This is a genomic window from Psychroserpens sp., from assembly GCF_034670085.1.
Classification (GTDB): domain Bacteria; phylum Bacteroidota; class Bacteroidia; order Flavobacteriales; family Flavobacteriaceae; genus Psychroserpens.
Window position 1 is genome coordinate 164,585 of sequence record NZ_JAXMOD010000002.1, and the last position, 16,285, is coordinate 180,869.

Annotated in this window: 14 protein-coding genes; 10 read left to right on the forward strand and 4 right to left on the reverse strand. The window is 32.4% G+C overall.

Annotation, left to right across the window (positions count from 1 at the left end):
- Positions 1-33 precede the first annotated feature (33 nt).
- Positions 34-2,502 carry a DUF5686 and carboxypeptidase regulatory-like domain-containing protein gene (locus VOI25_RS04515; RefSeq protein ID WP_323787798.1) on the forward strand — a complete coding sequence of 823 codons (2,469 nt, stop codon included), beginning with the start codon at positions 34-36 and terminating at the stop codon, positions 2,500-2,502.
- Positions 2,503-2,505: 3 nt separating this feature from the next.
- On the opposite strand, the gene VOI25_RS04520 is transcribed toward VOI25_RS04515, so the two are convergent.
- Positions 2,506-3,783, reverse strand: a complete 1,278-nt coding sequence (locus VOI25_RS04520; protein WP_323787799.1) for a T9SS type A sorting domain-containing protein — start codon at positions 3,781-3,783, stop codon at positions 2,506-2,508.
- A gap of 3 nt (positions 3,784-3,786) precedes the next feature.
- A complete protein-coding gene (locus VOI25_RS04525; protein ID WP_323787800.1) occupies positions 3,787-4,428 on the reverse strand; it encodes a protein-L-isoaspartate(D-aspartate) O-methyltransferase in 642 nt (213 codons plus the stop codon).
- Between the two features lie 156 nt (positions 4,429-4,584).
- On the opposite strand from VOI25_RS04525, the gene VOI25_RS04530 reads away from it, so the two are divergent.
- From VOI25_RS04530 to VOI25_RS04570, 9 genes are all read left to right on the forward strand, one after another.
- Entirely contained in the window at positions 4,585-5,544 is a 960-nt protein-coding gene (locus VOI25_RS04530) for a Gfo/Idh/MocA family oxidoreductase (protein WP_323787801.1), read from the forward strand.
- Positions 5,545-5,595: 51 nt separating this feature from the next.
- Positions 5,596-6,483: a 3-hydroxybutyryl-CoA dehydrogenase gene (locus VOI25_RS04535; RefSeq protein WP_323787802.1), complete on the forward strand. Its 888-nt coding sequence runs from the start codon at positions 5,596-5,598 to the stop codon at positions 6,481-6,483.
- Between the two features lie 7 nt (positions 6,484-6,490).
- Entirely contained in the window at positions 6,491-7,729 is a 1,239-nt protein-coding gene (locus tag VOI25_RS04540) for a DUF1015 domain-containing protein (RefSeq protein WP_323787803.1), read from the forward strand.
- A 51-nt stretch (positions 7,730-7,780) separates the two neighbouring features.
- Positions 7,781-8,443: a YggS family pyridoxal phosphate-dependent enzyme gene (locus VOI25_RS04545; protein WP_323787804.1), complete on the forward strand. Its 663-nt coding sequence runs from the start codon at positions 7,781-7,783 to the stop codon at positions 8,441-8,443.
- Positions 8,444-8,455: 12 nt separating this feature from the next.
- Positions 8,456-9,820 (forward strand): exonuclease domain-containing protein, encoded by a 1,365-nt coding sequence (locus VOI25_RS04550; RefSeq protein WP_323788155.1) that lies wholly within the window; start codon positions 8,456-8,458, stop codon positions 9,818-9,820.
- Positions 9,821-9,824: 4 nt separating this feature from the next.
- Positions 9,825-11,783 (forward strand): DUF3857 domain-containing protein, encoded by a 1,959-nt coding sequence (locus tag VOI25_RS04555; RefSeq protein WP_323787805.1) that lies wholly within the window; start codon positions 9,825-9,827, stop codon positions 11,781-11,783.
- Between the two features lie 22 nt (positions 11,784-11,805).
- Positions 11,806-12,684, forward strand: coding sequence for an ion transporter (locus tag VOI25_RS04560; protein WP_323787806.1), 879 nt, complete (start codon positions 11,806-11,808; stop codon positions 12,682-12,684).
- Entirely contained in the window at positions 12,677-13,579 is a 903-nt protein-coding gene (gene miaA, locus VOI25_RS04565; protein ID WP_323787807.1) for a tRNA (adenosine(37)-N6)-dimethylallyltransferase MiaA, read from the forward strand. Before VOI25_RS04560 ends, miaA begins: the two co-directional genes overlap by 8 nt.
- 94 nt (positions 13,580-13,673) lie before the next feature.
- Positions 13,674-13,865: a cold shock domain-containing protein gene (locus tag VOI25_RS04570; protein WP_323787808.1), complete on the forward strand. Its 192-nt coding sequence runs from the start codon at positions 13,674-13,676 to the stop codon at positions 13,863-13,865.
- Between the two features lie 109 nt (positions 13,866-13,974).
- On the opposite strand, the gene VOI25_RS04575 is transcribed toward VOI25_RS04570, so the two are convergent.
- A complete protein-coding gene (locus tag VOI25_RS04575) occupies positions 13,975-14,685 on the reverse strand; it encodes a response regulator transcription factor (RefSeq protein ID WP_323787809.1) in 711 nt (236 codons plus the stop codon).
- 3 nt (positions 14,686-14,688) lie between these two features.
- Positions 14,689-16,257, reverse strand: a complete 1,569-nt coding sequence (locus VOI25_RS04580) for a HAMP domain-containing sensor histidine kinase (protein ID WP_323787811.1) — start codon at positions 16,255-16,257, stop codon at positions 14,689-14,691.
- Positions 16,258-16,285 lie beyond the last annotated feature (28 nt).

Genomic DNA, 16,285 nt, shown 5'->3' on the forward strand with positions numbered 1-16,285 from the left:
ACGTCTTTGTAATAAAGACCATCATTCAACTTTATGAAAAAACTACTACTCTCTACACTTGTATTATTTTATGCAATCACTTCATTTTCACAAATAAAAGGAACGGTTACAAATTCAAAAAGCAACCCTTTACCTTTTGTGAATATTTTTATCGAAAACACATATAAAGGCACAACTAGTAATGAAGATGGTATTTATGAACTCAATATTTCAGAACCAAATACCTATACTATAGTTTTTCAGTTTTTAGGATACAAAACGGTCAAAAAAATAGTAACAATTGAAACCTTTCCTTTCAATCTTGATGCAGAATTAGCAGATGAAGAAATTTCATTAAACGAAGTCGTTGTAACTGCTGGAGAAAATCCTGCCAATGCAATCATTAGGCAAGCGATTGCTAAACGAAAGGTAAACCTTGAAAAAATTCAGAGTTATAAAGCCGATTTCTATTCTCGTGGATTAATTCGTATTAAGGATGCACCTGAAAAATTGCTGGGTCAAGAAATAGGAGATCTTGGTGGTGGTTTAGATTCAACAAGAAGTGGAGTAATTTATTTATCTGAAACCATTTCAAAACTTGAATTTTTACGCCCAAATAAACTCAAAGAAAAAATCATAGCATCAAAAGTAAGTGGTGATGACAAAGGGTTTAGCTTCAATAATGCGATTGATGTTGAGTTTGATTTATATTCCAATACCATAGAGCTTGGCAACCAAATCATCTCTCCTATTGCAAATAATGCATTTGGTTATTATCGTTATGCCTTAGAGGGTGTTTTCTATGATGATAGAGGGCATTTAATCAATAAAATTAAAGCGACACCTCGACGTAAAAACGATCCTGTTTTTGAAGGATTTATTTATATTGTTGAAGATCAATGGACAATTTATGCAGCCGAATTAGATATCACAGGTACTCAAGCTCGTATTCCAGCAGTCGATAAAGTAACTATCACTCAAAATTATGCGTTTTCTGAACAAGGTAATCTCTGGACAAAAATGTCTCAAAATATCGATTTTAAATATGGACTATTCGGAATAAAAGGTGATGGTCGATTTACTGCTGTTTACAGTAATTACAGTATAAATGTAGGTTTAACTCGTAAAGATTTCAGTAGAGAAATTGTGTCCTTTGCTGATGAAGCTAATAAAAAAGACTCTATGTTTTGGACCTCTTTACGACCAGTTCCATTAACAGATGAAGAGATTACCGACTACATCAAAAAAGACAGTATTCAAATTGTAAGAGATTCTAAAGTCTATAAAGATTCTGTTGATCAAGTCAATAACAAATTTAAAATCGGAAATATTATTGGTGGTTATACCTTTAACAATACTTACGAAAATTGGAGTGCAGGAATTACATCTCCTATTGAAGCTATAAGTTTTAATACTGTTCAAGGATGGAATGGAAACGTAGGTGGTTTTTACACCAAAAATTTTGATGACTTTAAACGTTTTCTTTCCGTAAACGGATCTATAAATTATGGATTTAGCGACGATCGTTTGCGAGGCACCTTATCTACAACCTACAAATTCAATAATACTAGTCGACCGTTTTTAACCATATCTGGCGGAATTCAAGCCACACAATTTAATGCTACCGATCCAATTTCACGACTTGAAAACACAGTTTCTACATTGTTTTTTGAAGATAACTATATGAAACTTTATGATCGTAGTTTTGCACAAGTAAGCTTTACTGAAGAGATATTTAATGGCTTTAGATTGTATTCTTTTTTAAGCTATGAAAGGCGAAAGGCTTTATTCAATACAACAGAACAGGTCTTTTTTCCTGAAGGTGATGATGTGTATACGAGTAACAATCCGTTGGATGAATCAGCTTATGGCATTGCGCCTTTTGAAACTCACAATATTGTAAAATTAGATGTGTATGCACGAATTAATTTCGGACAAGAATATTTGAGTTATCCAGATAGTAAATTCAATATTACAAAAGATAAATATCCGACACTTTTAGTTGGCTACGAGAAAGGATTAGGTGCAACCATTGATGATTATAATTTTGATCAGGTAAAAGCAAGGATTTATCAATCGTTTAATATTAGTAATAAGGGTCGATTTAGCTATAACATTAGAGCTGGAAAGTTCTTTAATGCCGATGATATTTCTTTTGTCGATTTCAAACATTTTAATGGCAACCAAACTCATGTGAGTCAGAAAGGAAATTATACAGATGTCTTTAACAATTTGGGCTATTACGACCTAAGTACAAATGATTCGTATGTAGAATTGCATGCTGAACATGATTTTAACGGATTTATTTTAAGCCGAATTCCTCTATTAGAAAAACTGAATTTTAATTTGGTTGTTGGTGCTCATGCAATATCAACTCCAAACCATAAACCTTATCAGGAATATACTATAGGTGTAGATAATATTGGTTGGGGAAAATGGCGTTTTTTACGTGTAGATTATGTGCGTTCGTACCAAAGCGGATTTGTTAGTGACGCTGTACTGTTTGGATTGAAATTCTTTTAAACACTAATCTTTTACCAATTTAAATGTTTCACGTAATCCTTCAGAAGTCACAGATAAAAAGTACAATCCTGATGCAAAGTTTGACGTTTCAATCTGAGATTCATTTGTATACTGTGCGATTTGCTTTCCGAGGCTATCATAAAGCTTCACATCAAATTCGATTAACTCAGATGTAATAGTTATCACATCGTGAAATGGGTTTGGACTTACTGAAATAACTGCAAGTTGGTTTTCTATTACACTTAACAAATCACATTGAGGATTAATAGTAGAAGATGTAGAAAACGAGCCATTCGTTACTGACCAATCTTCCCAAATAGCACCTTGCTCATTAGACCAATCGGTTAGATCAATATAATTTTCAGCACTATAAAGTCCTGCTATTTTAGCAACCTTAATTGCTTCTCCCCCTTGATTCCAAGTCAAAGGTTGACCATCAATACATGTTTCTGGCATAGAATCACCAACACAATTGGCCTGCAAAAAGTATGCAAACTCCGGATAATCTGGATATTCACCATAAACATAAGCTCTACCTAAATGGTCAATACATACAGCAGTATATTCATTGCAAGCAATACCAAAAGCACGCGTATTATTATCTGTTGCATAACGCGCTAAAAACGTAGCATGTCTCGCACGTCGATCTGGATCATCATAATGCGTATCTGTAATTACATGGTCTAAAAATGGAATATTAAGAAAGTCGTTATAACCTAAAGTCATTCGATTGTGATATGGATTGGATAAAGCCTGAGCATTGGTTACTGTTCCGTTTTCCGCAGAAAAATAAGCACCTCCTAAAATCGCCATTCCTGCACTTGTTCCACCAATCACACCTTGTTTCGTATTTACAAAACTGTTCAGTGCATCTTCCATCTCGTTATCTTTAAAATAACTCACATAATCAAATTGATCACCTCCAGCAAACCAAATCGCTTCAGCGTTAGCTACTTTTTCAAGTACATAAGGATCTGTTGCACCAGCTTCATTGGCTATAACAAAGGTCGTAACTGAGTTAATCGAAACTCCTAAATCTGTATAAAAATAATCGTTATAACCATCACTTCCCGAAGCTCTTAATACGACAACATCACCACCATTGGCCTTATTTAAAAACCAAATCATAGCATCGTCATTTTCGCTGGCTCCTCCCATCATACACACACCAAATTCATGGTTGGTATTAATATCTGTGGAACTACCAGTAGCATATTCGGTATAATCCTGAGCAAGTAAAATTTGTGTTATTAATGCGAAAAGGAATGTAATTTTTTTCATTATTTAATTCTTATCTTCTAATAAAGGTACAAATCTAAACTCGCCAAATTCATGTTGTTCAAATTCTTTAGGTCCTTTTCTAATAAATAACGTCATAATTTGAACATCATCACCAACAGGAATCACTAAACGACCTCCAGTTTTCAACTGGCTTAACAATGGCTTAGGAACAAAGGGTGCTCCAGCCGTAACAATAATACCATCAAAAGGAGCTTCATCTTCTAAACCAATATAACCATCTCCAAAAATGAGTTTCTTTGCTCTGTAACCTAATTTAGGCAGAAACTTACTAGTTTTTTTATACAATTCATGCTGACGTTCAATACTAAACACTTTAGCGCCTAACAAACACAACACTGCAGTTTGATAACCGCTTCCTGTACCTATTTCCAAAATTTTATCTCCAGGAGTTACTTGTAACAATTCACTTTGAAAAGCCACTGTGTAAGGTTGTGAAATGGTTTGATCTGCAGCAATTGGAAACGCTTTGTCTTGATACGCATGATCTAAAAAACTAGAATCCATAAATAAATGTCTTGGTATTTTTCCAATCGCATTTAATACGTTTTCATCTTTTATACCTTTTGCTACTAACGTATCAACAAGTTGTTGTCGTAGGCCTTGATGTTTAAATGTGTCTTTCAAAGTAGTTAAGTTTACTAGGTAAAAATAATTGAAACATTTTTATACTGAAAGTTAAATCTCATAGAATTATCAACGACACAAAAACAGACATTATTTATTGCGAAATTCCCATAAATAAACTGTGAAAAATCTTATTTTTGTTGAAAACGTAAAACAATGCTAAAAGCTGGTGTTCTTGGTGCTGGTCACCTAGGTAAGATTCATTTAAGACTTCTTAACCAATCTAAAAAATATGACCTTGTAGGATTTTATGATGCAGATGCTACCAACGCAAAAAAGGTAGTTGAAGAGTTTGGTTATACATACTTTGATACCATCGAAGGTCTTATCGATGCTGTTGACATGGTTGATATTGTTACTCCTACATTATCACATTATGATTGTGCAAAAAAAGCAATCGCCAAAGGAAAACATATTTTTATTGAAAAACCAATTACAAATACCGTTGAAGAAGCAGAACACATAAGAGAACTTTTAGCAGAACATGATATTCGAGGACAAGTAGGACATGTAGAGCGATTTAATCCAGCATTTATTGCTGTAAGAGATCAAATCAACAATCCAATGTTTATTGAAACACATCGCTTAGCTGAATTTAATCCTCGTGGTACAGATGTTCCAGTGGTATTAGATTTAATGATTCATGATATCGATATTATCCTTAGTGTTGTAAAATCTAAGGTGAAAAATGTGTCTGCAAGTGGTGTTTCAGTAATTAGTGACACGCCTGATATTGCTAATGCTCGTATCGAATTTGAAAACGGTTGTGTGGCTAATTTAACAGCGAGTCGTATTTCATTAAAAAATATGCGTAAAACACGGTTTTTTCAGAAAGATGCGTATATATCTGTGGATTTCCTAGAGAAGAAATGTGAAGTTGTTAAAATGAAAGATGCTCCAGAACAACCTGGAGATTTTGATATGATACTTCAAAATGCTGAAGGCATCAAAAAACAAATCTATTTCGACAATCCTGATGTAGCCAATAACAACGCTATTTTAGACGAATTAGAAACGTTTGCAGATGCAATCAACAACAATACAACTCCTATTGTAACCCTTCATGACGGTACCGAAGCATTGCGTGTTGCTACAATGATAATAGATCAATTTTAAACAATACATAACCTTAGTTTCCATAAAATGGAAACCATTAAATATTACAAAATGAAAAATGTTGCAGTTATTGGAGCAGGAACTATGGGAAACGGCATTGCCCATACCTTTGCTCAATCTGGATTTAAAGTTCAATTAATCGATATTAGTGAAGCCTCTTTAAAGCGAGGTATGGATACCATTGCGAAAAACTTAGATCGTATGGTGGCCAAAGAACGAATTACCGAAACTGACAAACAAGTAACTTTAGCTAATATTACCACATTTACTAGCGTTACAGAAGGTGTTGAGTATGCTGGATTAGTTGTTGAAGCTGCTACTGAGAATATCGACTTAAAGCTAAATATCTTCAAACAACTCGACGAAGCTTGTCCTGATGACACCATTTTAGCAACGAATACTTCTTCTATTTCTATTACTCAGATTGCTGCTGTAACCTCTCGTCCAGAAATGGTGATTGGCATGCACTTTATGAATCCTGTCCCAATTATGAAATTGGTTGAAATTATTCGTGGTTACAATACAAGTGACGAAGTGACCAATACCATTATGGAGTTATCAAAAACTTTAGGTAAAATTCCTACTGAAGTTAATGATTATCCTGGTTTTGTTGCCAACAGAATTTTAATGCCAATGATTAACGAATCTGTTGAAACTTTATACAATGGTGTTGCTGGCGTTGAAGAAATTGACACTGTTATGAAATTAGGCATGGCACATCCAATGGGGCCATTGCAATTAGCAGATTTTATTGGTCTTGATGTTTGTTTATCTATTTTGAATGTTATGTATGACGGATTTAAAAATCCTAAATACGCACCTTGTCCATTATTAGTAAATATGGTTAGGGCTGGTAAATTAGGTGTGAAATCTGGTGAAGGCTTTTACGATTATTCTGAAAGTAGGAAAGCCGAACATGTATCAAAACAGTTTCAATAGTCATAACATGGCAAAAGTAATTCCATTTAAAGCAGTTCGTCCAACAAGAGCTATTGTTGGCTTGGTTGCTGCACGTCCTTATCAGAGTTATACAGTTGATGAGCGCGAATCTCGAATGGATTACAATCCGTTTAGTTTTCTTCATATCGTAAATCCTGGCTACAAATACGATCAGGTCATTACTGGTGAAGATCGTTACAAATTGGTTAAAAATCGCTATTTAGAATTTAAAGAAGATGGCGTATTTGTTCAAGATACGAAGCCTTCATTTTATGTTTATAAAATTGTGAATAGACACGGACAAGAATTCAACGGGATTATTGCCGCAACAAGTGCTGAAGATTATGAAAGTGACATTATCAAAAAACATGAAGATACATTAGCCAAACGTGAAGAAACTTTTAAAAGCTATTTAAAAACTGTAGGTTTTAATGCTGAACCCGTTTTGCTGACTTATCCTGACAATGATATCATTTCAGAAATCATTAAAAAGGCTCAAAAGGGCTATGCTGAATTTGAATTCACCATGACTTATAGAGACACCCATTTTTTATGGAAATTAGATAATGAAGATACTATTGCAATAATTCAGAAGGAGTTTGAGAAAATGAATACTATTTATATTGCAGATGGTCATCATCGATCGGCTTCATCATATTTGCTGTATTCTGAGGAAAAGGCAAGCAATCCTAATCATGATGGTTCAGAATCTTACAACTTTTTTATGTCGTATCTCATTCCGGAATCAGAGCTAGTAATACATGAATTTAATAGATTAATAAAAGACTTAAATGGTTTAAGTAAAGAAGAATTTTTAATCCAACTAGATGCTCAATATCGCATTGAAAATAGAGGTGCAATGCCTTATAATCCTTCTAAACCACATCACTTTAGCATGTATTTAGATGGTGAGTTTTATTCATTATACTTAAGAAAAACAAGTTATGAATTCGGTACAGCTTTAGATAAATTAGATGCACAATTGTTGTATAAAACCATTTTACAACCAGTTTTAGGAATTGATGATTTACGAAACGATAACCGCATCGAATATGTCAATGGTCAACATGAAATGATCACCATAAAAAGTAGTGTTGATAGTGGAGAATTTAAAGTCGGTTTCGGAATGTGTCCTACAACAGTTGAGCAAATGAAACAAATTGCAGATGAGGGCTTAAAAATGCCACCTAAAAGCACATATATCTTACCTAAATTGAGAAGTGGTATTACCATATATGAGTTTTAAAAACACGTCATATTAACCTAGTTTTAGATTCTTACTGAAAGAAAATTATAAATGAGCATAGCAAAAAACCTCAATGATATAAAATCACAAATACCAGAACATGTGACTTTGGTTGCTGTGTCAAAGACCAAACCAGTTTCGGATTTGATGGCAGCTTATGATGCTGGTCAGCGTAATTTTGGAGAAAATAAAATCCAAGAAATGGCTGAGAAATATGAACAATTGCCTAAAGACATCGTATGGCATATGATTGGACATGTACAGCGTAACAAAGTGAAATACATGGCTAAGTTTGTGAGCTATATTCACGCTGTAGATAGCCTTAGACTACTTGAGGAAATCAATAAGCAGGCAATGAAACATGACAAACAAATACACTGTTTATTACAAATAAAAATTGCAAAAGAAGATAGCAAATTTGGCTTAACTAAGAACGATGCTTTAAAAATTCTAGAATCAAAAGCCTATGCAGAATGTAACAATGTTTCCATTGTTGGTCTAATGGGAATGGCTACATTTACTGATGATCAATCGATTATTGAAAAAGAATTTAAATACTTGAAATCGTGTTATGATGAATTCAAATTAGAGCATCCAAATTTTAATACCCTTTCAATGGGAATGAGTGGTGATTTTAAATTAGCAATTGACTGCGGAAGCACTATGATTAGAGTTGGAAGTAGTATATTTGGAAGTCGTAATTATTCAATTTAAAAATATATATTTATCTACGCGATACTAGACATAGAAACTACAGGCGGAAAGTACAACGAGGAAGGGATAACTGAAATTGCCATCTATAAATTTGATGGTCATAAAGTCGTAGATAAATTTATTAGTCTTGTTAATCCAGAACGAGATATTCAACCCTTTGTAGTTAATCTTACAGGTATTAACAGTAATATGCTTAAAACTGCTCCTAAATTTTATGAAGTAGCCAAACGCATAGTCGAAATTACCGAAGACTGCATTATTGTTGCACACAATTCATCATTTGATTATCGCATTCTTAGAACAGAATTTAAGCGCTTAGGTTTCGGATTTAAACGTGAAACACTTTGTACTGTTGAACTTTCAAAACAATTAATTCCGGATCAACCTTCATACAGCTTAGGGAAACTAACGAGGTCCTTGGGAATTCCAGTTAGCGACAGACATCGTGCCAATGGTGATGCCATGGCTACAGTAAAGCTTTTCAAAATGTTACTCGCAAAAGATTCAGACAAGTCAATTGTTGAAAATAATATCAAAAAAGCAGTTACTGAAAAACGATTACATCCAAATCACAAAGCTATTATTGAAGCCTTACCAGCAGTTACAGGAATTTACTATATTCATGATGCTGATGGGAAAATTATCTACATAGGAAAAAGCAATAATATAAAACACCGTATTAATCAGCATTTAACTGATAAAAGCACAAAATCTAAAAAAATACAACTGCAAGTGGCTTCGGTGACCTACGAGAAAACAGGGAGTGAACTTGTGGCATTATTAAAAGAAAGTGAAGAAATTAAACGTAATAAACCAATTCATAATAGAGCTTTAAGACGAAATATCTTTACACATGCATTGTATAGTTATCAAGATCATAATGATTATAATATTCTTCATATTGATGTAGCTGATGGTAGTAAAAAACCAATAACCACATTTACGAATCGGCAGAGTGCTAAAAGTTTTATGTTTAGGGTTGTTGAAGACTTTAATTTATGTCAAAAACTCACTGGATTATATAAGACCAAAAGTAGCTGCTTTAATTATACAATTAAGGAATGTAATGGTGCTTGTGTTGAACAAGAGCCTGCAGAATCTTATAATACACGTGTTAATCAACTTATTGAAAAATACAGTTACGACAATAAAGACATGATTATTGTTGACAAAGGCAGAGATATTGATGAGCGAAGTGTGATATATATCCAGAATGGTGTTTTTAAAGGCTTAGGTTTCTTTGATTTGAATTATCAAATCACAAATATTGAAGTCCTTCAAACTATTATTACACCTATGGAAAACAATAGAGATACACAACATATTATTCAAAGTTACTTAAGACGTAATAAACGTATTAAGACAATTCCATTATAGCCTTATGAAAAATTTTTGTTTTATTCTATGCCTAGTGTTCTTAAATATAAGTGCTCAAACCAATACGTTTTCGATTTCATATGAAGTCACTCGACCAGATATTGAACTTAACTCATTTGCAAAAGACTCTACTGCTAATGCTTTACTGATTTATGAAATGGGAAATAGTTTTGTTGATCCAAATAGCTTCAAGTTAAATACCGAAATCAAACGTAAATTAAAAGTCTTTAATCGAAATGGTTTTGAACATGCCGAAATATCAATTTTACTTTACGATAATAAAGATGGAGATAAAGAAAAAGTTAAAGATATAAATGCGACTGTTTATAATGTTGATAACGGAAAAATAGTTAAAACGGCACTCAAAAAAATTGATATTTTTGAAGAGAAATATAACGACAATTATACATTAATGAAGTTTGCTTTTCCTAATATTAAGGAAGGCTCAGTCATCAATTATAGCTATACCTTAGAATCTCCTTTTATGTATAAATATAAGAGTTGGAATTTTCAAGACGAAATTCCTAAATTATATAGTGAATACAATACAAGTATTCCCGGAAACTGGGAGTACAACATTAAACTAGTTGGTGGTAAAAAACTAACAACCAATGAGATAAAAATTAAAAAAAGATGCCTCGAAGCAGGAAATGCTAATGCAGATTGTAGTATTAGCAAATATGTCATGGTAGATATTCCTGCCTTTATTGATGAAGATTACATGACTACTAGAACTAATTATCTAGCAAGAATTGAATATGAATTAAAAACATTTCGAAATTTTACAGGAGACGTAAATAATTATACTAAAAGTTGGAAAAACACGGACAACGAAATTAAAAAGGACACCGATTTAGGTAGGCAGTTAAATCAACAAAATAAGGTAAAAGACCTGTTACCTGATGCCATTTCCTCAATAGATAACCCAATTGAAAAAGCAAAATCTATTTTAAATTATGTTCAAAACAATTACATATGGAATGAAACATTTAACCTCTTCCAACACGTTTCTATAAAAGACCTAATCAAGAACAAAACGGGTTCGGTTGGAGATATCAACACCTTATTATATTTACTTCTCAAGGAGCATGACATTGAAGTTAAACCACTCATACTTTCAACTAGAAATAATGGACTTGTCACAAAAATTTACCCAGTACTTTCCGATTTCAATTATTTAATAGTAAAAGCAGATATCGATGGACAAACCTATCTTCTCGATGGTACAGAAGATTATTTTACGTTTGGACAAATTCCATTTAGATGTTTAAATCAGTATGGTAGACTCCTTGATTTTAAAAATGGAAGTTCATGGTATCCTATTGAAATAAAAGACCCAAGTCTCATTGTTTATAGCTCTGAATTAAATTTAGATTCTAATCAGGTATTACATGGAAAAGTAGACTATATGTCTACTGGATATCATTCTCTAGGCACTCGTAAAGCCTATTTCAGTAATAGTGAGAGTTTCATTGACGATTACAAAAATGAGCACAGTTCATTAAATATTTCAGATTTTAAAGTTTTTGATACAGAACAAACAGGAGATGATTTTAATGCTAGTTTCACTATTGAAGCTTCGCCTGATGTTGTTGGTGAAACCGTGTATTTAAACCCGTTTTTATTTAAATTTTTTGAGGATAACCCATTTAAACTTCAACAAAGAAGTTATCCTATTGATTTTGGATACAAAGATGCCTTTATTTATAAGTTTAAAATAAATGTAGATGACAGCTATACAATTACTGAAATACCAGAGCCAACAAACTTAAAACTTCCGGGAAATAAAGGGTCCTTTTTGTTTTCTGCACAACAAAACGAAAATTCAGTAACCATGTATTTTAAACTATCATTTAACGAGCCTATTTATGATTCGGTATTCTATGATGGTCTAAAAACGATAATGACTAAAGTTGTTGACATTCAAAGTAACTCTTTGATTGTATTAGAGAAGAAAGAATAATGTTTTTAGTACTTTTGATACAATGAGCGAACAAAATTCAAATACGAACTGGAGACAGAAACTTCATGAAATTATATATGAAGCCGATACACCTGCTGGAAAATTGTTTGATGTTATTCTGCTTATAACTATTCTAGCAAGTATAATTCTTGTAATGCTAGAAAGTATCAACAGTTTTGATGAAAAATACCATACCTTTTTAAACATCTCTGAATGGATTATTACCATTTTATTTAGTATCGAATACATTGCAAGAATTGTAACGGTTAAGAAACCACTAAAATATATTTTGAGTTTCTATGGTATTATTGATTTATTGTCGACCATTCCTAAGTACTTATCGCTCATGTTGGCAGGCACTCATGCTTTAGTAGCGCTTAGAGCTTTAAGATTGTTACGTGTCTTTAGAATTTTGAAATTAGCAAGATATCTTGGCGCATCAAACCAACTTGCAAATGCCATAAAAGCTAGTAGAGCTAAGATTTCAGTGTTTTTATTCGCAGTACTTATTGCTGCCATAATTTTTGGTACTATTATGTATTTGGTTGAAGGTGAAGAGAACGGATTTACAAATATTCCAAAAAGTGTCTATTGGTGTATTGTAACCCTTACAACAGTTGGTTTTGGAGATATCGCACCACAAACACCTTTAGGTCAACTCATTGCTTCAATAATCATGATTTTAGGTTATGGAATAATTGCAGTTCCAACTGGCATTGTGTCTGCAGAGTATACTAAAGCCACAGGTAGCAACGATAAAAAGAGAATCTCAGACGAAGAACAAAAACACCTAAAAGATTTTCAACTTAATACCCAATGTTGTGTGAATTGTCTCTCCCAATCGCATCAAGATGGTGCAGAATTCTGCCACAAATGTGGTTGTAAATTACATTATGACTAAAGTTCTTATTTCAATTGTTGGTCCAACTGCTATCGGCAAAACTGCGCTAAGCATAAAATTGGCACAACATTTTGATACTGAAATTATTTCAGCAGATTCAAGACAATTTTATAAAGAAATGCAAATTGGAACTGCAGCTCCTACTCCATCCGAATTGGCTTCAGCTCAGCATCATTTTATTCATCATAAAACTATTGAAGACATCTATAGTGTTGGTGATTTTGAAAAAGAAGCGCTAAAAACATTAGAAACACTTTTTAAAACCAATGATATTGTAATCATGGTTGGAGGTTCTGGACTGTATGCAGATGCCGTTACTAAAGGATTGGATGAGTTTCCAAATATTGATCCCAATATTAGAGTGTCTTTAAATGAAGAACTAAAATCTAAAGGAATAGAATCTTTGCAAGAACAACTGAAAACTTTAGATCCTAAATCATACGAGTCTATTGCAATTGACAATCCACACCGATTAATTAGAGCCTTAGAAGTTTGTATTGGAAGTAAGCAACCTTATTCCTCCTTTTTGACCTCAACCCGTAAAACAAGACCTTTTAAAACCATTACAATTGGTTTGACTGCAGAACGTGAGATCATATATGACAGAATTAATAAGCGTGTCGATCAAATGATGGCAGAAGGCTTACTTAGCGAAGTTAAAGGTTTACAATCTAAACAACACTTGAATGCCTTAAATACCGTTGGTTATAAAGAACTATTCAAATTTTTAGATCAACAATGGACTTTAGATTTTGCAATATCAGAAATTAAGAAGAATACGAGACGTTTTGCAAAACGTCAACTGACTTGGTTCAAAAAAAACACGGATACCTTTTGGTTTGATTATACCACCAAAACTGAAGTTATTATTTCAGCAATAACTAATAGCAAATAAATCAATTTAGGATAGTTATTGAAATAAAAACAAATAAGCCACCATTATTCCATTAATAAAAACTACTTTTGCAGCTTAAATAAATAAATTTATTATGAGTAAAGGTACCGTAAAATTCTTCAACGATTCTAAAGGATTTGGATTCATCACTGAAGAAGACAACAACAAAGAACATTTTGTACACATTTCTGGTTTAATCGATGAGATTAGAGAAGGTGATGAAGTAGAATTCGACTTAACAGAAGGAAAAAAAGGATTAAACGCGATTAACGTAAAAGTTATCTAATATTTAATTAGTTTTTTAAAATTCAAGCCTATCATTAAATGATAGGCTTTTTTTATGGCAAAAAAAATCCAGCTTAATAGCTGGATTCATATTTTATAGAAGATAATTTCTATGCGTCTTGATTTACAACTAATCTAAATCCTTCCCCATGAATATTCAAAATCTCTACTTTCTCATCAAGTTTCAAATACTTTCTAAGTTTAGCAATATACACATCCATACTTCTAGATGTAAAATAATTATCATCTCTCCATATTTTTGTCAGTGCTAATTCTCTTGGCATTAAATCATTTTCATGAAGTGCTAAAAGTCGTAACAATTCGTTTTCTTTAGGAGATAATTTTATTGGATCTTTTCCATCAAATTTCAAGAAACGCAGTTTAGAGTTTAAATCGAACCTACCAATCTTAAATTCAAATTGTTTACTATCTGTAATCGAATCTGTAGCCTTACGTTGAATAATGGCTTTTATTTTCATTAAAAGAACTTCGCTATCGAATGGCTTATTCAAATAATCATCTGCACCTACTTTATAACCTTTCAGGACATCTTCTTTCATGGCTTTTGCCGTTAAAAAGATGATTGGGACATCGGTATTTTTTTCGCGGATTTCTTTTGCAAGCGTAAATCCATCTTTATAAGGCATCATGACATCAAGAATGCAAAGATCAAAATCATCTTTTTTGAATTTCTCGAAACCTTCCATTCCATTTTTTGCATGAACAACATCATAATCATTCATATTTAAGTAGTCTTTTAAAACCGTTCCAAAATTTGGATCATCTTCGACTAAAAGTATTTTTTTGTTTTGTTCTTCCATAATTTATGATATTAGTGGCAGTTTAATTGTAAATACACTGCCTTTTCCTTTTTCACTTTCTACTGATATATGACCTTGATGATCATCTACTATTCGTTTAACATAAGCCAACCCTAATCCGTGACCTTTTACATTGTGTACATTTCCTGTATGTTCTCTATAAAATTTTTCAAACACTTTTTTCTGTACTTGTTTAGACATTCCATTACCTTGATCGGCAATTTTTAATAATATATTCGTTCCAACATTTTCTGTATAGACATCAATTTTTGGAGCATCATCACTATACTTTACTGCATTATCAAGAATATTAACTATAACATTTATAAAGTGAGTATCATTTGCCAGAACTGATGATTTTTCAGCATTTAAATGTGTTTTCACATACCCTTTTCTATCTTCAACTATCAATTCAATATGACTAACTGCATCTTCTATTATGTCGTGCAATTTGACCCTATCCTTACTTATATTAAGCTCATTTTTTTCTAACTTAGAAATTCTTAATACATTTTCTACTTGAGCATTCATGCGTTTGTTTTCATCTTTAATCATTTTAAGATAACGCATTACTTTCTCCTGATCTCCTATTATTTTAGGATTTTTAATAGAGTCTAATGCCAAGTTTATAGTTGCTATTGGTGTTTTAAACTCATGTGTCATATTATTGATAAAATCTGTTTTAATTTGCGAGATTTGGCGTTGTTTTATCAATTGATAAATGGCGCTGGAATATGCAATTACGATTACAGATGTAAAAAGTATTGACAATACTATCATTCCTAAAATAGACGACAACAAAAACTTCCGCCTTTGCGGAAAATCAACATAAAGCATATAATCACTTTCCTTATTGTTATCAAGAAAAACTGGTACTCCAATTGTTGAGTCTGGATTTAAATCAAAATTTTCAGACTGCACTTTTGTGGACAAATCTCTATCATAAATAGCAAACTCAAACCCTGTATCAATGCCATTATTCTCAAGTTGCTTTTCTAAAAGATACGATACATCATCAACAGAAACACGTTTGTAAATAGGAATATTTTTAAACTGATCTCTCGTTATAGACTCGAATTGAGCTTTTTCTAAATATGTAAGATTACTTATGTTTCTTATAGATTTTTGCAAGCTTATGGATCCTCCATCAATTCTATTATTGTCGTAAGTTTCAGTTATTCTTGTATTTCTTACGCGACTTAAATTGAAACTATCTAAACCAATGTCAAAGAACAATGATGGCACTTTAAAGCTTTCTTCTGAAATGGCATTACCATAAATTCTAGTTTCATTGGACAAATCATCTTGTTCTAAAATTAAAATTTGTCGCAACGCTGTTGAATCTGGATCTACACCGCTTTCAATAAGATTCTGAAGTCTTTTTGAATACACTTCAAATTCTTTTTCTTCAATGGCTTTTGATACAGAACTTAAGGATCGCTTTACATTTAAAGTAAAGTTGATTTCCTCATTTTCTAAAGTATTATTAATAAAAAATGCCTGTACAAAAATGATGCCTATGAGTGATAAACTCATTAAAACCACCAATAAAATGAATAGCTTCTTGCCCATCGCTCAAATTTAACATTTTAACATTTAC